This window comes from Oxalicibacterium solurbis, from assembly GCF_014635845.1.
GTDB classification, from domain to species: Bacteria; Pseudomonadota; Gammaproteobacteria; order Burkholderiales; family Burkholderiaceae_D; genus Oxalicibacterium; species Oxalicibacterium solurbis.
Genome location: NZ_BMDP01000001.1, coordinates 1101179 through 1117814, shown reverse-complemented (window position 1 = coordinate 1117814; position 16636 = coordinate 1101179). Strand labels below are relative to the sequence as shown.

General features: G+C 60.7%; 13 protein-coding genes. All 13 read right to left on the bottom strand.

Annotated elements, in window-relative coordinates; all coding sequences use genetic code 11:
* Positions 1–40: 40 nt before the first annotated feature.
* The gene (locus tag IEV40_RS05390) at positions 41–1249 is read right to left on the bottom strand and encodes a PA0069 family radical SAM protein (RefSeq protein ID WP_188419892.1); all 1209 of its coding nucleotides are present in this window, start codon (positions 1247–1249) and stop codon (positions 41–43) included.
* 165 nt (positions 1250–1414) lie between these two features.
* Positions 1415–2002, bottom strand: a complete 588-nt coding sequence (locus IEV40_RS05385; protein WP_188420026.1) for a UbiX family flavin prenyltransferase — start codon at positions 2000–2002, stop codon at positions 1415–1417.
* Between the two features lie 28 nt (positions 2003–2030).
* A complete protein-coding gene (grxD, locus tag IEV40_RS05380; RefSeq protein ID WP_188419891.1) occupies positions 2031–2345 on the bottom strand; it encodes a Grx4 family monothiol glutaredoxin in 315 nt (104 codons plus the stop codon).
* A 75-nt stretch (positions 2346–2420) separates the two neighbouring features.
* Positions 2421–4763, bottom strand: a complete 2343-nt coding sequence (locus IEV40_RS05375) for a Tex family protein (RefSeq protein WP_188419890.1) — start codon at positions 4761–4763, stop codon at positions 2421–2423.
* A gap of 185 nt (positions 4764–4948) precedes the next feature.
* Complete coding sequence (locus IEV40_RS05370) at positions 4949–5986, bottom strand: HEPN domain-containing protein (protein ID WP_188419889.1); 1038 nt, start codon at positions 5984–5986, stop codon at positions 4949–4951.
* A gap of 30 nt (positions 5987–6016) precedes the next feature.
* Positions 6017–9439 (bottom strand): DUF748 domain-containing protein, encoded by a 3423-nt coding sequence (locus tag IEV40_RS05365; RefSeq protein ID WP_188419888.1) that lies wholly within the window; start codon positions 9437–9439, stop codon positions 6017–6019.
* A 148-nt stretch (positions 9440–9587) separates the two neighbouring features.
* Positions 9588–10034 carry a CopD family protein gene (locus IEV40_RS05360; protein WP_188419887.1) on the bottom strand — a complete coding sequence of 149 codons (447 nt, stop codon included), beginning with the start codon at positions 10032–10034 and terminating at the stop codon, positions 9588–9590.
* A gap of 68 nt (positions 10035–10102) precedes the next feature.
* Positions 10103–10531, bottom strand: a complete 429-nt coding sequence (mnhG, locus tag IEV40_RS05355; RefSeq protein WP_188419886.1) for a monovalent cation/H(+) antiporter subunit G — start codon at positions 10529–10531, stop codon at positions 10103–10105.
* Positions 10528–10806 carry a K+/H+ antiporter subunit F gene (locus tag IEV40_RS05350; RefSeq protein ID WP_188419885.1) on the bottom strand — a complete coding sequence of 93 codons (279 nt, stop codon included), beginning with the start codon at positions 10804–10806 and terminating at the stop codon, positions 10528–10530. Before IEV40_RS05350 ends, mnhG begins: the two co-directional genes overlap by 4 nt.
* Entirely contained in the window at positions 10803–11315 is a 513-nt protein-coding gene (locus IEV40_RS05345; protein ID WP_229723958.1) for a Na+/H+ antiporter subunit E, read from the bottom strand. The genes IEV40_RS05350 and IEV40_RS05345 overlap by 4 nt, the downstream gene beginning before the upstream one ends.
* Complete coding sequence (locus IEV40_RS05340) at positions 11312–12940, bottom strand: monovalent cation/H+ antiporter subunit D (RefSeq protein WP_188419884.1); 1629 nt, start codon at positions 12938–12940, stop codon at positions 11312–11314. The genes IEV40_RS05345 and IEV40_RS05340 overlap by 4 nt, the downstream gene beginning before the upstream one ends.
* The gene (locus IEV40_RS05335) at positions 12937–13281 is read right to left on the bottom strand and encodes a Na+/H+ antiporter subunit C (protein WP_188419883.1); all 345 of its coding nucleotides are present in this window, start codon (positions 13279–13281) and stop codon (positions 12937–12939) included. Before IEV40_RS05335 ends, IEV40_RS05340 begins: the two co-directional genes overlap by 4 nt.
* Positions 13281–16214 carry a monovalent cation/H+ antiporter subunit A gene (locus tag IEV40_RS05330; RefSeq protein ID WP_229723957.1) on the bottom strand — a complete coding sequence of 978 codons (2934 nt, stop codon included), beginning with the start codon at positions 16212–16214 and terminating at the stop codon, positions 13281–13283. Before IEV40_RS05330 ends, IEV40_RS05335 begins: the two co-directional genes overlap by 1 nt.
* Positions 16215–16636: the final 422 nt, after the last annotated feature.

The window sequence follows — 16636 nt, the reverse complement described above, 5'->3', positions numbered from 1 at the left end:
GTGCATATGTCGTCAATGCGTGGCGGCAAGTGTAGTGCCGTCATTCGGTGTTGCCGAAAAGGTCGAGCTGGTTGCCATGCGTTTTACCGACAGCGGCAGGTACATGCAAGGGACGACGGAAGCGTGAATTGTCCAGCGATGTGAAGCGCGTGACGCGCCGGCCGATGCCGAGCCGTTCGACGGCGATGTCGAAACGTCGCTGTATCAATTCCGCCCACAATCCTTCGCCTTTCATCCGCGTGCCGAATGCCGCGTCGTAATCTTTGCCGCCGCGCATGTCCTGGATGCGATTCATCACGCGTTGCGCGCGATCGGGGAAATGCGCCTGTAGCCATTGGCGGAACAGCGGGCCGACTTCCCATGGCAGGCGCAGCACGATGAAGCCGGCGCTGATGACGCCGGCTTCGGCGACGGCCGCGAGTATGCGTTCGAGATCGGGTTCGGTCACGAACGGAATCACCGGCGCGATGCTGACACCAACCGGAATGCCGGCATCGGTCAGCGTGCGTATCGTGCGCAGCCGTCGTGCCGGCGCAGCGGCGCGCGGTTCCAGCGTGCGCGCGATCGTCGGGTCCAGCGTGGTGATCGTGACGGCGACCGATGCCAACCGTTTCGATGCCATGTCCGACAGCAGGTCGATATCGCGTTCGATCAATGCGGATTTGGTGATCAGCCCGACCGGATGCTGGCATTCATGCAGCACTTCGAGCACGCGGCGCGTCAGCTTCAGCTCGCGCTCGCAGGGCTGATAGGCGTCGGTGTTGATGCCCAGCGCGATCGACTCGGGCCTGTAGGAAGGGCTGGCGAGTTCGCGACGCAGCAGTTCCGGTGCATTCACTTTGGCGAAGATGCGGCTTTCAAAATCCAGTCCCGGCGACAGGCCGAGATAGCTGTGCGTGGGGCGCGCGAAGCAGTAGATACAGCCGTGCTCGCAACCGCGGTACGGATTCAGCGACACGCCGAACGGCAAGTCGGGCGACGAATTGCGTGACAGGATGGTCTTTGCCCGCTCTTCGATGACTTGCGTTTTCCATGCTGCAGCAGATTCATCTGCAGCGGTTTCGTCGGCGGTTTCGCCTTGCCCGGTAGTTTCGTCGTTGCAGTCGCTCCAGCCGTCGTCGAAGACTTCGCGGGTTTGCAGTTCGTAGCGTCCCTGCATGTTGGTGACGGCGCCGCGCCCCTTGCGGCCCTTCAGCGGCGCGACGATCCATTGCGCTTCGTTGTTCGATTCATCGTCTCGGTCTGGCATGGCGAATTCAATATACTGTATAAAAACACAGTATATGTTCGGTGCGCGACGATGCGAAGGCGGAAGGCGATAAATTTTTAAGGACTTGCCGACATGCCAATGGCAAAGCGGCAAGGTTGCCTTGCCGCAGTGTTTGATCGGGGAATCAAGGCGCGAAGCCTGTGGTCAGTCCGGCGTTTTCAGGCCGGACCAGCGTGGAGCGAGAGTGTGTTGCAGATCGAACAGGTCGAGCACGCGGCCGAGCGTGTGATCGACCATTTCTTCGATGGAAGCAGGGCGGTGGTAGAAGCCGGGAAGCGGCGGAAAGATGATGCCGCCCATTTCGGTAACGGCTGTCATGTTGCGCAGGTGGGCGAGATTGAACGGCGTCTCGCGCACCATCAGCACGAGGCGGCGGCGTTCCTTCAGTGTGACATCGGCCGCGCGGGCGATCAGGTTGTCGGAAAAGCCGTGCGCGACGGCGGCCAGCGTTTTCATCGAACACGGTGCGACGATCATGCCGTCGGATTGAAACGAACCGCTGGCGATCGCAGCGCCGATATCGCGCACGTTGTACGTGACGTCGGCCAGCGCTTCCACATCCTTGCGGTTGAGATCGAGCTCCTGGTGCAGATTCAGTACGCCTGCTTCCGAAACCAGCAAGTGGGTTTCCACGCCTGCGATGGCGCGCAGCGCCTGCAGCAGGCGCACGCCGTAGATGACGCCGGTCGCGCCGGTGATGGCAACGATCAACCGTTTGGGCTGCGTCGTCATTTCGGCTGCGCCGGCGGTTGCCGTCACGTCAGTCTTTCAGCAGCGTATGCAGTTCGCCGGATTCGAACATCTCGGTCATGATGTCCGAGCCGCCGATGAATTCGCCTTTTACGTACAGTTGCGGCACGGTCGGCCAGTTCGAATAGTCCTTGATGCCCTGGCGAACTTCAGCATCGTCCAACACGTTCACCGTGATCAGATCCTTGACGCCGGCTTCCTTCAGCAGGGCGATCGCCTTGCCGGAAAAGCCGCATTGCGGGAACTGCGCGGTGCCTTTCATGAACAGCACGACAGGGTGCTGCGTCACGGTTTCCTTGATCCAGGTTTGTACTTCGTCGCTCATTGCGGCCTCACATTGGGGTTGATACTGCTTGAATCCGCCATTATAGGAAAATCCGGGCCGGCACGCTGCACTGCATCAGGATTTCAATTTTGCAAAGGCGGCCGCCATTGCACCGCCGACCTGCGGCTGAGGCGCGCGCTGTTGTTGCGACAGACGGCGCTGGTCGTTCCGGTCGCCCCGTTGTTCCGGACGACTGCCGGCAGCGGGCGCACTATCGGACAGGCGCATCGTCAGCGCGATGCGCTTGCGCTTCTCGTCGACTTCCAGCACTTTCACCTTGACGACCTGGCCAGCCTTCACGACCGTGTGCGGGTCTTTCACAAAAGTGTTCGACAGCGCGGAAATGTGCACGAGTCCGTCCTGATGCACGCCGATATCGACGAAGGCGCCGAACGCGGCGACGTTGGTGACCACGCCTTCCAGAATCATGTCCGGCCGCAGGTCGCGAATTTCCTCGACGCCTTCCTTGAAGGTTGCGGTCGTGAATTCCGGGCGCGGGTCGCGGCCCGGCTTGTCGAGTTCTTTCAGGATATCGGTGACGGTCGGCACGCCGAATTGCTCATCGGCATATTTCGCCGGATTCAGCGATTTCAGCAGCTTGCTGTCGCCGACGACATTCTTTACATCCTTGTTGATGTCGGCCAGGATTTTTTCGACCAGCGGATACGATTCCGGATGCACGGCCGATGCGTCGAGCGGATTGTCGCCGTTCATCACGCGCAGGAATCCTGCTGCCTGCTCGAACGTCTTGTCACCCAGACGCGGTACCGCACGCAAGGCTTCGCGTGACGCGAACATGCCCTTCATGTCGCGATAGCTGACGATGCTTTGTGCAACGCTGTTGTTCAGTCCCGAGACGCGCGCCAGCAGAGGCGCAGATGCGGTGTTGACGTCGACACCGACGGCGTTCACGCAATCTTCGACCACGGCATCCAGCGAACGTGCAAGCTGCGTCTGGCCGACATCATGCTGGTATTGACCGACGCCGATCGATTTCGGATCGATCTTCACCAGTTCCGCCAGCGGGTCCTGCAGGCGGCGCGCGATCGAGACGGCGCCGCGCAGCGTGACGTCCAGTTCCGGCAATTCGCGCGAGGCGAATTCGGAAGCAGAGTAGACGGAGGCGCCGGCTTCGGAGACGACGATCTTGGTCAGCTTCAATTCCGGCGCCAGCTTGATCAGGTCCTGCGCCAGCTTGTCGGTTTCGCGCGAGGCGGTGCCGTTGCCGATCGAGATCAGCGCGACATTGTGTTTGGCAGCGAGCAGCGCCAGTGTGTGCAGCGAGCCGTCCCAGTCGCGGCGCGGTTCGTGCGGATAGATGGTCGCCGTATCGACAACCTTGCCGGTGGCATCGACGACGGCGACTTTCACACCGGTGCGCAGGCCGGGATCGAGACCCATCGTCGCACGCGGACCGGCCGGCGCGGCCAGCAGCAGATCCTTCAGGTTGCGCGCGAACACGTTGATCGCTTCCTGTTCGGCTTTCTCGCGCAGCGTGGTCATCAATTCCGTTTCCAGATGCATGAAGACTTTCACGCGCCAGGTCCAGCGCACGGTGTCGGACAGCCATTTGTCGGCCGGACGGTTTTGATTGGCGATACCGAAGCGTTTGGCGATGCGTTCCTCGCACGGATTGTGCGGTGCGTCCCATTTCGGTTTTTCCTCTTCGGAATCGAGGCGCAGATTGACGTTCAGCATTTCCTCGCGGCGGCCGCGGAACAACGCCAGCGCGCGATGCGACGGAATCGTGCCGAGCGTTTCCGAATAGTCGAAGTAGTCGGCAAACTTCGCGCCCGCATCTTGTTTGCCGTCGACCACCTTCGACTCGACGATGCCATGCTCGTTCAGGTATTCGCGCAGCGACTGCAGCAGCGTCGCATCTTCCGCAAAGCGTTCCATCAGGATCTGGCGTGCACCATCCAGCGCGGCTTTCGCATCCGGCACGCCCGGGTTTTCGGTGCCATCGACGGTAAAGGCCGGCTTCAGATATTTTTCCGCTTCGACTTCCGGCGACAACGCAGGATCGGCCAGCAAGGTATCGGCCAGCGGGGTCAGGCCCGCTTCGGCGGCGATCTGTGCCTTGGTGCGGCGCTTGGGTTTGTACGGCAGGTACAGGTCTTCGAGACGCGTCTTGTCTTCCGCATGTGTGATCGCATCCAGCAATTCCGGCGTCATCTTCTTCTGTTCCTCGATCGACGCGATGATCGCGGCGCGCCGGTCTTCCAGTTCACGTAGATAGCGCAGCCGTTCTTCCAGCAGGCGCAATTGCGTATCGTCGAGACCGCCGGTCGCTTCCTTGCGGTAGCGCGCGATGAACGGCACGGTGGCGCCTTCGTCCAGCAGGGCGACGGCGGCGGCGATCTGTTGCGGTTTGGCGGCGAGTTCGTGGGCGAGGCGTAATTCGATCGAAGGCAGCATGAGATTCGGGGAAATGTAAAACGAGCGCTAGATGATACGCAAAACGGCGAATTACAACAGTCTTGACAAAGGCAAGGAGGGTAGTGTTTTTGTGGAATTTGTTGTGCTAATCCAATTGTTGACTGATCGGATGGACGCAAGGTGAAATTTTATGGAATCAACAGCACAAGCTTGCGTTCGACATGTCAGATATTGTTATGAGTCGCAATAACACGTTCTTCAAAGGCCACAAAAGGGATTTGCTTTTCAATCAGTGCTTGAAGCAGCGCTCCCAGGATTGCAAAGCCTTCTATGCTAAGTAAAAGCATCTTCATATAGTCGTCATTTAGTCTTGGATCAATCGGTTCATTGTGAAGTGGATGAGGTGCTTCATATCCCCCGTGTACAAAGGAGCTTCGAAGGTCATACAATTTTCGTAAGATTTTTTGACAATGATTCTTTTGCTTTTCGCCTAATTCAAGCAAACTATTTGTTCGTCGAACAATTCCGGAGAAGTTCTCCCCGACTTTTGTGCTGAGCAACGATTCCAATGCATTGAAAAGCCATAAGACGAAATCAATCTGACCATTGCTTTGGCAGAGCTGATAGGTGGCATAAAGGGCTTTTTGGGTATTGTTCTCTGCCTTCTGTGTCACATGAGGGTTTACTTTGCTAAACCAATCAATGGTCTGATCAAGGTCCAGAATCTTTGCTTTCGGCGATTTACCTTCTACTGTTTGGATCATCCACTCTGAGAAATAGAACGCCGACAACCCTAACCTTTGATTTGAGGGCCTATCCATACCCTGAACTTCAAAGTTTAGGAACTCGCCAGAACCGGGGAACGTCAAGTTTACAATCATGAAGACTTCGTAGAGAAAGTATTCGATGAAGAACTTTGGATACCAAGGATACGAACTTAAATTGTTGGTTCCGGTGATCACACAAGTAGCTTTTAAGCGCAGAGGTCTTTGCAGCTTGGTGTACCAGTTAATGGACGTGGGCTTCCCTGTTCTGACTGGAATAAGCAGATTATGGTCGCGGGCTAATCTTCGAATGAGCGGCGTCCAATCAAGATTTACTTCTGCAACACAATTTTTGTGATGGTAGTTACGATTTGCGAGCTTTGATGCAGCCGCTTTCCAGAAGACTATTTCGCGTGGTTCAATTACGTCCCATGCTTCCTCGTGTTGCCGTCCCGGACTGCGGACGATGATGGTGAAAGTGTTTGTACTTGATTTCACCTGCGCTCCTAACTTGCTTTATTGGTACTGTCATTTAAGTGAAAAATCGACGCGCGATGCTGACGCACCATCTTTTGCATCGGCGCCGGATTTCGATGCGAGGATGAAGATGCGTTCGGCCGGAATCTTGCCTTCGGTCGTCAGCCAGTCCTTCGCTGCCTGTGCGCGGCGATTGCCCAGCACGATGAGATCGTCGTCGCCGACCTTGGCGTTTTCGGTCATCAATTTTTCCATTTCCTCTACCGGCAGATCCTTCTGCATGCCGATCATGTTGCGCGGCTTCTTGAAGTCTTCATCCTTGTAGACGCGCTTCAGCAGCACCGGATATTCCTGTGGCGTGACAGTCACGCGCGCACCTTCGGCAGACTGGCCGCGCGCGACCATATCCTTCAGCTTCAGCGCGCGGACCTTGCGGTCTATCGATGCGCGCTTCAGGCCTTCGCGGTCTGCCTGCGGATCGGTACGGCCGGTGATTTCCAGTTTCAGCGCCGGGCGGTCGTCCAGCGCCTTGGCGATGGTCTTCAGTTTTTCCGATGCCTTGTCGGTCAGTGCCGCACGGCCCGGATCGAAGGCCAGATGCGACAACTCCTCGCCGCCGCCGAACATCGAACCGATCAGCGTGAACGGCGCCGTCACCGCTTTCGTGATCAGGTTGACGATGACCTTGACGATGATGCCGCCGATCGAGAATTGCGGATCGTCGAGCGAGCCGCCGATCGGCAGGTTGATGTCGATGACGCCGTTGCGGTCTTTCAGCAGCGACAGCGCGAACTGCACCGGCAGCGACGGCGCATCGGGGCTGTCGACCTTGTCGCCCAATGTCAGTTGTTCGAGGATCAGCCGGTTCTGTGCGGTCAGCACGCGATCCTCGACCTTGTACGACACGTCGAAGGTCAGCTTGCCCTTCTCGATGCCGTAGCCGATGTAGCGGCCGGAATAAGTCGACAGCGGCGCCAGTTCCATGCCGCGCACTTCGGCGCGGATATCCATCGACAGATCGCCTTTCAGCGGATTGATACGGCCGGCCACTGCCAGCGGCGCGCTGTTGACCAACCCTTTCAGGTCGACGTTGGCGTTGCTGTTTGTATCCGACGACAGCCCCGCCACCGTGCCACCCAGCCGTTCCAGGGTGGCGGTGTAATGCGGCCTGATGAAGTTGTCGGTAAAGCGGACGCGGCCGCCGCGCAGCAGGACTTTGCCGATCTTGATCGGCGGTACCGCACTGGCGGGTTTTGCCGGCTGTTGCAACGGTGCGCTGGCGACGTTGGTGCCGCGCACGCGCTCCTGTGTGGCGGCTGGATTGTGTTCCTGTCCGGTCACGCTTTTCTGCGCACCATCCTCGCCGCGCACAATGTCCTGCAGGTTAAGGCGGCCGGTCTGGTCGATGATGATGCGCGCGAAGAAACTGTTGAGTGCGACCTGATCGATATCCAGCGAGAACGGCGAGAAGTTGACGTTCATGCCTTTGACACTCAGCGATTTCCAGCGCAGGAAATCGCTGGCGCTGAGCTTGTCGACGGTCGCCAGGTCATCGAGCGCGACATCGCCCTTGAAGCTGCCGGTAAAGTTGCCCTTGGTCTGTGCAAAGCGCAGCGCGCCTTTGCCGGAGACGTTGGCGCGCGTCAGCAGGATGTTGACCTGATCGGTGAAGTAGGGCTGCAGCTGCATGATGTCGACCTGCCGGAAATCCAGCGCCAGATCGCCGTACAGCGGCGCCATCCCCAGTTCGCCCTGTACCGACAGCTTGCCGTTCTTGTTGACGGTGGCCTGCAGATCGATGCGGCCGCGTGCATCCGGTTTGGTCGATACGTTCTGCATCGCCAGATTCAGCGGCGCGATCGTCGTCACGGCAGGGCGGCGCAGGCTGCGGTCTTCAAGCTGCGCAGACCAGTCGGCAATCGCGATCTTGCCGATGTTGACGATATAGCCCGATTCTTCCGTTTCATCCTTTTTGCCATTTTTCTTCGCGGCCGGTTTCGATGGCGTCGAAGTCGTGGCTGCATTGCCGTTGCGCTTGCGCGCGGCAGGCGGGTTGCCCTGCTGCAGCGAGAAGCCGGCTCGGTTCGAGACGACTTCGCCGATGTCGACGATGCGTTTGCCGGTATCGACGTTGACGTTGCGTACGTTGAGGTCGAAATTCTTGGCGCCGGCTTGCATCGGCTGCGCCGCTTGCGCATCCGCATAGCTGAACGCCGCATTGCGGATCTCGAGTTCGCCGAGCGCCAGTACCAGCGGTTCGGCCGATTTTGCCGGTGGCGCCTGTTTCGTCGTCTGCTTGTCCGCTTCTGTGGCGGTTGCGGCGGCGGTCGATGGCGCGGCCTGCTCGGCCGGTGTGGAAGCCTTGGCTTGCTTGGGCTGCGATTTTTGTACGGCCTTTGGCGCCGTTGCCGTGGGCGGTGTCAGCAGGTTGTCGATATTGAGCCGGCCGCCGGCCGCGCGCGCGATGCTGGTTTCGATGCCATCGATGGCAACGCGTGCCACGGCGATTTTGCTATCGAGTACTTTTGCATCCTGCAGCGTGACCTTCAGCGACGGCAGTTTCAGGATGGATTTGTCGCTGGCGTCGTTGAGCTGAACGTTCTTCAGCGTGACGTCGCCGGTCAGCAGCAGCGCCGGCGCTGCATCCTTTTTCTGCTGGAAGTGCGCGACCATGTTCATGTCCAGCCGTGCGCTCGGCAGCTTGAAGTGCGGCGTGCCGGGAATGTATTTCAGGTAGGTCGTCAGGTCCAGGTTGTCGAGATTCAGATCGACAGTGGCTTCCATCGGATCGGCGAACGGATGCGCCTTGCCCTTGACCAGCAGCGGCGTGCCGTTGATGTTGGCACTCAGCATCGGTTCGACGAAGACGTCGACCTGCGACGGCAGCGACGAGATGAAGGGAATGCCCAGCTTCAGGTCGGTGATCTTGTGCACCACCTGTTCCAGCTTGTCGTCGAGTTCGAAGCGGCCGCCGTTGATCTGGATGTTGAAAACCGAGAAGCGCGCCGGCTTGCTGTCTTCCTGCTTTGGCGGCTGGCTGTTGGCCAGTGCGATCAGGTCGTCGATGTTGTAGTGCTGCGCGTCCTTGCGCACCAGATGCACATAGGGCGCATCGAGTTTGAATTCCTCGATCACCGGGGCGAAGCGGAACAGCGATTGCAGCGAGACGTTCACCGTCAGCGCGCCGAAGCTGGCGAAGACGGCATCGCCTTCCGGTTCCATCATCTTCATGTCGTGAATCGTCACGCGCATCGCGTACGGGCTGACGTCGACCTTGCCGATCGTGGTTTGCCGATTGAGTTTTTCGGAGATCAGTTGCTCTGCCTGCGACTTGATGATGCCCGGAAGAACGAAGTAGCCGAACAGGCCGATCAGCAGGATGAAGGCCAGCAGCCCGATGAAGCTGCGTCTGGCGGCCGGCTTGCGCGAGAAGGTGCGAAGGGTTTGCGGCAACCGCGAAAGGAAGTTGGGCATGAGGGCATCGCCGGTGATGGTGATGATGCGATTCTAGCGTGCCGCGCGAGATGTTGTCTTTCAATTATGAATATTCTGTTTCAGGCTGCATGAAAAAATCCGGCCAAGGCCGGATTTTTATGGGGTGCATGCTACGGAGCGAATGCGTTCAATAAGCCAGCGGCCCGAGTCCGCCGATCAGGATGGTGATCAGGCCGAGCACCAGATTGACGGCGACCAGCTTGCGGATGCTGGCCATGGCGACGCCCGCCGCCTGCCATTCCTGCGCGGCGACATGCCGCTTGAGGCGGCGGTAAGGCGCGAAGAAGATGTGGCCGAAGATCAGCATCATGACAATGCCGATCACGGCCATCAGCGTGACGGGCACGGGCGGCTTGCCCATCTGCGCCATCATGGCGAGGCCGCTGCCGAGTATCAGCGCGATCGCAATCCAGACCCAGAAAAAGAAGCGGGTGAAGACACCGGCCAGCAGCGTCAGGCGCAGCGGCGGTTCCAGCGTGACGGCGACCGTCGGCCGCAAGGCATTGTGGGCGAAGAACATGCCGCCGATCCAGATGGTGAAGCCCAGTATGTGTAGAAATTTGGCAAAGAACATGGCGGTTTTCTCGCAGGTTGAGGGTGGAGCCGGGCGGCGGAGTGATGTGCTGTCGTTATTCGGTGCAGTTATTCGTTACGGTTTTCGTTGTTGCTGCCTTGTTCGCTGTGTTGCTCGTTGCGTTGCGCGTCTTCTTCCTGAAACCGGTAGATGCCTCCGGCGCCGCCGCCATCCTTCTTGCCGGCACGCAGGTCGCGATAGACGGCGGCGCGCATGATCATCATGGCGACGATGGGGGCGGTCAGCAGCAGGAACACCGAGATGATGATCTCATGGATCACCGGGCGCGACTGCAGCACGGTGAAATAAATCATCGACGCCACCAGCAGGCAGCCGGCGCCCAGCGTGACGGTGATGGCCGGGCCGTGGATGCGCTGGTAGAAGCTCGGCAGGCGCAGCAGGCCGAGCGCGCCGATCAGCACGATGCTGCCGCCGATTACTAGCAGCAGCGAGACCGGGACGATCGCCCAGGCCGGAATTGCAGCGATGTGGTTCATTCGATGATCTCCCCGCGCATCATGAACTTGGCCAGCGCAATGGTGGAAACGAAGCCGAGCAGCGCGATCAGCATCGCTGCTTCGAAGTAGATGAGATTGCCGAAGCGGATGCCGAACATGAGCGCCAGCAGCATGGCGCACATCCACAGCGTATCGAGCGCCAGCACGCGGTCGTGCACGGTCGGGCCGATCAGCAGGCGGATCGTGCAAAACAGCATTGCCATCACGACGCAGAAGAAGGCGAAGCCGATCGCCAGTTCGAGTACGGTCATCATGGTTGCGATGCCTCCTGTTCGAAAATTTCCATCAGCGGCTGTTCGTAGCGCGTCTTGATGGTATCGACCCACCATTGCGCATCGTGCAGATCGAACACGTGCAGCGCCAGTTCATGCCGTTCCGGCAGGATTTCGACCCAGACCGTACCGGGCGTGGAGTTGATCAGGCACGACAGCAGCGCCAGTCCGTAAGGATTGTGCATGTCGAGCGGGATCGTGATGAATTGCGAGTTCAGGCCGTGGCGGCGGGGCGACAGGATCAGCCAGCTCACGTTGAAGCAGGAGCGCACGATTTCCACCACGGCCATGCCGAGCAGGCGGAACAGCACCAAAGGCTTGTGCAGTTTCGGATAGCCATCCGGCACCAGCGGCCGCGCCAGCAGCGGAACCAGGATGCCGAGTACGGCGCCGATCAGCAGATCGGCGGGTGAGACGCTTTGGTTGAGCAGCAGCCAGGTCAGCAGCAGCGTGACCGACATGAGCGGAAAAGGCAGGCAGCGGCGGATCATGGCGTCGCTCCCGGATGGACTACGCCCGGCACCACCGGTGCCGAGCGGATCTGTTCAACGTAGTGATCGGGGCGCTGCAGATCGTTACTCGTGCGTTGCAGATAGTCGAACATCGGCCCTGCCTGTATCGTCAGTGCAACGCACAGCAACAGCAGCAGCATGATCGAGCCGACCTCGGTCACATGCAGTTTGGGCGCGGTGATCGCGCCCGAAGCCCAGAAGGTACGCACGCCGAAACGCATCAGCGCGATGATGGCGGTCAGCCCGGAAAACACGATCAGTGCCATCAATGCCCAGGTGGTGCCGCTGATCAGGATATTCGGATCGTCAGGATGCAGCAGCGCATGGAACATGCCGAACTTGGCGACGAAGCCCGACAGCGGCGGCAGGCCGGTGATCACCAGTGCGCAGCCGGCAAAGGCCAGGCCGAGAAAGGCCAGCGCGCCCGGAATGCCGACGCCGGCGGTTTCTTCCGGCGCTTCGTCGACGGCGAATGCTTCCATCGTCACCGCCAATATCGAAGCACCGGGTTTGCGGATGCGTTCGATCAATTCGATCAGCAGCATGAAGGCGCCGACCGCCAGCGTCGAGCCGAGCAGATAGTAGAGACCGGCCGTCACCAGCGATGCCTGCCCGTAGCCGACCACGGCCAGCAGCGTGCCGGACGAAACGATGGCGGCATAGCCGGCCATGCGGCCGAGTGCTTCGCTGGCCAGCATGCCGGCGGCGCCGAACAGGATGGTCGCCATGCCGCCCCATAGCAGCGCCGTGTAGCCGTAGCCTGCTGCTTCGCCGGCGTCGGACGAGAACACCAGCAGCCACACACGTAGCACGACATAGGCGCCGACCTTGGTCATCAGTACCAGCATGGCGGCGACCGGCGGCGAGGCGGCGGAGTACGTCGTCGGCAGCCAGAAGCCGAGCGGCCACATCGCGCTCTTGGTCAGGAAGGCGATCGCCAGCACGGCCACGCCGGTCTTCAGCAGGAACAGGTCCTCGCCGGTGATGCTGCCGATGCGGCCGGCCAGATCGGCCATATTGAGGGTGCCGCTGCTGGCGTAGATCAGCGCCACGCCGATCAGGAACAGCAGCGAAGCGGCGAGATTGATCGCGATGTACTGCATGCCGGCGCGCAGGCGTGTCGCGTTGTAACCATGCAGCAGCAGGCCGTAGGAAGCCGCCAGCATGACTTCGAAGAACACGAACAGATTGAACAGGTCGTGCGTCAGGAAGGCGCCGTTGATGCCCATCAGCAGGAATTGGAACAGCGAGTGGAAGTGCACGCCGATGCGGCTCCAGCGGGTGGCCGAAAACAGCAGCGCCGCGCCGGCCATTAGCGAAGTCAGCAGCAGCATCAGCGCAGCCAGGCGGTCGGCGGCGAGCGCGATGCCGAACGGCGCCGACCAGTTGGCGGCCAGATAGATGCCGATGCCGTCGTGCCACATGCCGCTGTCGGTCAGCTGCATCAGGCTGACGGCGATGACGAACTGGATCGCGACGGCGGCGAAGTTGATGCCGAATTTCAGATGGTGGCGATTTTCATTGATCATGGTCAGCACGGCGCCGCACAGCAGCGGTAGCAGCACCGGCAGGATGATCAGTTGCTGGACCCAATGCAGATTCATTGATCGGGCTCCTCGCCGTCGACGTGGTCGGTGCCGGTCAGGCCGCGCGAACCGATCATCACGACCAGATAGAGCGCGGTGGTGGCGAAGCCGATCACGATCGCCGTCAGCACCAGCGCCTGCGGCAGCGGATCGCTGTACATGGTCGGATCGACAGTGCCGCCGCCCAGCGTCAGCGGCGCCTTGTCGACCCACAGGCGGCCCATGATGAAGATGAAGAGGTTGACGGCATACGACATCAGCATCAGGCCCGTCAGCACCTGGAAGCTGCGCGGACGCAGGATCAGCCAGATGCCGGAGCCGAACAGCACGCCGATGGCGAGAGAAATGACAATTTCCATCAGAGTACCTCTCGCTTGGGTAGAACAACGGTATCGGGAGCACCCGCCTGCGGACGGCGGCTGCGGACGGTCTGGTGCGCCAGCGCGATGAGGATCAGCATGGTGGAACCGACCACGACGAAAAACACGCCGAGATCGAACACGAAGGCGCTCGGCACGTGCACTTCGCCCAGCAGCGGCAGATGCAGATGCGCGGTATGACTGGTCAGGAACGGGAAGCCGAATGCGAGCGCGCCGAGGCCGGTCGCGCAGGCCGTCAACAGTCCCCATGAAATCCAGCGCAGCGGACGCAGGCGGATGTGTTCTTCCATCCATGCGGTGCCGGCGATCATGTGCTGCACGATGATGGCGACCGAGAAGATCAGGCCGGCGACGAAGCCGCCGCCCGGCAGGTTGTGGCCGCGCATGAAGAAGTAGACGACGATGACGCCCATGAACGGCAGCAGGAAGCGCAGATATACGCCCGGAATGTGCAGATGCCCGTGCTCGAACTGCTCGGCCGGCGTTTGCGATGCGGCAGGGTCGACGTTGTTGCTCTGCTGTTCTGGAATGACGATGCTTTCCGGCGCCGGGCGGAAGCGGCGCAGCAGCGCATAGACGGTCAGCGCGACGATGGACAGCACGGTGATTTCGCCCATCGTGTCGAAGCCGCGGAAATCCACCAGCAGCACATTGACGACATTGGTGCCGCCGCCTTCAGGCAGCGCGCGCGCGAGGAAATAGTTGCCGATGCTGTCCGGTTGCGGATGCATCAGCACCGTGTAGCTGATGCCGGCGATGGCGAGGCCGCCGAGCATCGCCAGTCCGAGATCGCGCGAACGGCGCAGCCAGACCGAACGCGGAATCTGCAGGCCATCCTGTAATTCCTTCGGCGGCAGGCGGCGCGGCAGCCAGCGCAGGCCGAGCAGGATCAGCACGGTGGTGACGGTTTCGACCATCAGCTGTGTCAGCGCCAGATCGGGAGCCGACAGCCAGAGGAAGGTCATGCTGACGACCACGCCGACGCCGCCGACCAGGATCAGCGCGGCCAGACGATGGTACTTGGCCTGCCACGCTGCCGTGACGGCGCAGGCGCAACCGACCACCCAGGTGATGGCGAACAGCGGATCGATATCGGCGAAGGCGGCCGGCTTCAACAGCGGTATCGGTCCGACCAGCAGATACGGCACCGCCAGCATGGCCGCGATCATCAGGAACAGCTGCGGTTGCAGGCGGCGCGTGCTCAGCCATTTCAGCAGCAGGCTGGCGCTCGAAGTCAGGCGCAGCATGGTGGTTTCGTAGGCCTGCGCACCTGACAGGCGGTACAGCACCGGTACGTCGGCGCGCTGCTGCAGCGTGAAATATTTGCGCAGGATGATGTAGAACAGGATGCCGCCGCCGAGCGCGACGAAGCTCATCACCAGCGGCAGGTTGAAGCCATGCCACATCGCGAGGCTGTACTCAGGCGTCTGCGCGCCGAGCACGGCTTCCACCGCTTGATGCAGGTAAGGACCGGCGCTGATGCCGGGAATGATGCCGACCACCAGGCACAGCAACACGAGCAGTTCCACCGGAAAGCGCATCCAGCGCGGCGGCTCGTGCGGTTCCTTGGGCAGATCGTCGGGCAGTTTGCCGAAGAACACGCTGATGAAGCGCAGCGAATAGGCGACGCTGAAGATGCCCATCGCCACTGCGGCATACGACATCCACCAGTTGTCGTTGCCGCCGACGATCAGTGTTTCGGCGAAGAACATTTCCTTGGACAGGAAACCGTTGAGCAGCGGCACGCCGGCCATCGAAGCGCTGGCCACGATCGCCAGCGTGCCGGTGATCGGCAAGGCCTTGCGCAGGCCGCGCAGCACGCGCATGTCGCGCGTGCCGGTTTCGTGATCGATGATGCCGGCCGCCATGAACAGCGAAGCCTTGAAGATCGCGTGGTTCAGCGTATGGAAGATGGCGGCCACCACGCCCAGCGGCGTGCCGATGCCGAGCAGCGTGGTGATCAGGCCGAGATGACTGATGGTCGAATAGGCCAGCAAGCCTTTCAGGTCATGCTGGAAGATGGCGACGAAGGAACCGATCAGCAGTGTGCAGACGCCGGCGCCGGCGATCAGCCAGGTCCATTCCGGTGTGCCCGACAATGCCGGCCACAGGCGCATCAGCAGGAAGATGCCAGCCTTCACCATGGTCGCCGAATGCAGATAGGACGATACCGGCGTTGGCGCCGCCATCGCATGCGGCAGCCAGAAATGGAAAGGGAACTGCGCACTCTTGGTCAGCGCGCCGAGGCCGATCAGCACCAGTGCAGCCAGATAGAGCTTGTGCTCGCGTATCGTGTCGCCCGCCGCCAGCACCGCATCGAGATCGTAACTGCCGGCGATGTGGCCGAGGATCAGCACGCCGCACAGCAGGCACAGGCCGCCGGTGGCCGTCACCGTGAACGCCATGCGCGCGCCGCGCCGCGCGTCGATGCGGTGATGCCAGTAGCCGATCAGCAGGAAGGAGGTGACGCTCGTCAGTTCCCAGAACACCACGAGCTGGATCAGGTTGCCCGACAGGACCACGCCCAGCATCGAACCCATGAAGGCGAGCAGGAAGGCAAAGAAGCGCGGCACCGGGTCTTCGTCGGACATGTAGTAGCGCGCATACAGCACCACCAGCAGGCCGACGCCCAGCACCAGCATCACGAACAGCCAGGCCAGTCCGTCGAGGCGTAATAAAAACTCAAGGCCGAAGGCCGGTATCCATTCGGCCGAATAGCGGACGGTCTGGCCGTCGCCGATGTACTGATACAGATAAATGGCGACCAGCAGGCCGTACAGTGCGACGCCGCCGGCCAGCAGCGATTCCCGGTTGCGCGCATCGGCCGGCATGCAGGCGGCGACGACGCTTCCCAGGAAGGGAACCGCGATCAGAGAAAGAAGCAGCAGGGATTCGGGGGCAACTATAGGCATGCGCAGGAAAACATCCAGGAATAACAGCCGGTCGGACAACGCCGGACGGCACGGGTTTTACGGAATGCAGATCGACGAGCGAATTTCGCCGGCGGCGGCGTCTCGTTCGGACCGCTGTGTACAACCGGTTGTCTGTGCAGTTCTCCTTCTTTTACGATCGCATGCGATGACGTGCAAGCCGTGCAGCGCCGTCCCGGGTAGACAGCAGGCAGGCGGATTGCCTTCTGCCGTCTTTCTTGCCTGGTGCACTTGCATGGTTTTGCTGCCGAGCCGAACGGACGCTGCCTGCGGGTGCGTCCTGTATCGGGAAATGTACTGGTATTTGTGGAACATCGGTCGGGCCGAATGAAATTCGATCGTCCGATATCCGGTGTCGGTGAGGCATGATGCAGATTGCTTCATGCCGGAAGGCCGGCCAAAAA

What these genes read in the sequence shown, in the direction of transcription:
- IEV40_RS05365 (WP_188419888.1), bottom strand. Translation starts at nt 9,439, where the DNA reads ATGCCCAACTTCCTTTCGCGGTTGCCGCAAACCCTTCGCACCTTCTCG.
- IEV40_RS05385 (WP_188420026.1), bottom strand. Translation starts at nt 2,002, where the DNA reads ATGACGACGCAGCCCAAACGGTTGATCGTTGCCATCACCGGCGCGACC.
- IEV40_RS05330 (WP_229723957.1), bottom strand. Translation starts at nt 16,214, where the DNA reads ATGCCTATAGTTGCCCCCGAATCCCTGCTGCTTCTTTCTCTGATCGCG.
- IEV40_RS05340 (WP_188419884.1), bottom strand. Translation starts at nt 12,940, where the DNA reads ATGAATCTGCATTGGGTCCAGCAACTGATCATCCTGCCGGTGCTGCTA.
- IEV40_RS05375 (WP_188419890.1), bottom strand. Translation starts at nt 4,763, where the DNA reads ATGCTGCCTTCGATCGAATTACGCCTCGCCCACGAACTCGCCGCCAAA.
- grxD (WP_188419891.1), bottom strand. Translation starts at nt 2,345, where the DNA reads ATGAGCGACGAAGTACAAACCTGGATCAAGGAAACCGTGACGCAGCAC.
- IEV40_RS05390 (WP_188419892.1), bottom strand. Translation starts at nt 1,249, where the DNA reads ATGCCAGACCGAGACGATGAATCGAACAACGAAGCGCAATGGATCGTC.
- IEV40_RS05345 (WP_229723958.1), bottom strand. Translation starts at nt 11,315, where the DNA reads ATGATCCGCCGCTGCCTGCCTTTTCCGCTCATGTCGGTCACGCTGCTG.
- IEV40_RS05350 (WP_188419885.1), bottom strand. Translation starts at nt 10,806, where the DNA reads ATGATGACCGTACTCGAACTGGCGATCGGCTTCGCCTTCTTCTGCGTC.
- IEV40_RS05335 (WP_188419883.1), bottom strand. Translation starts at nt 13,281, where the DNA reads ATGGAAATTGTCATTTCTCTCGCCATCGGCGTGCTGTTCGGCTCCGGC.
- IEV40_RS05360 (WP_188419887.1), bottom strand. Translation starts at nt 10,034, where the DNA reads ATGTTCTTTGCCAAATTTCTACACATACTGGGCTTCACCATCTGGATC.
- mnhG (WP_188419886.1), bottom strand. Translation starts at nt 10,531, where the DNA reads ATGAACCACATCGCTGCAATTCCGGCCTGGGCGATCGTCCCGGTCTCG.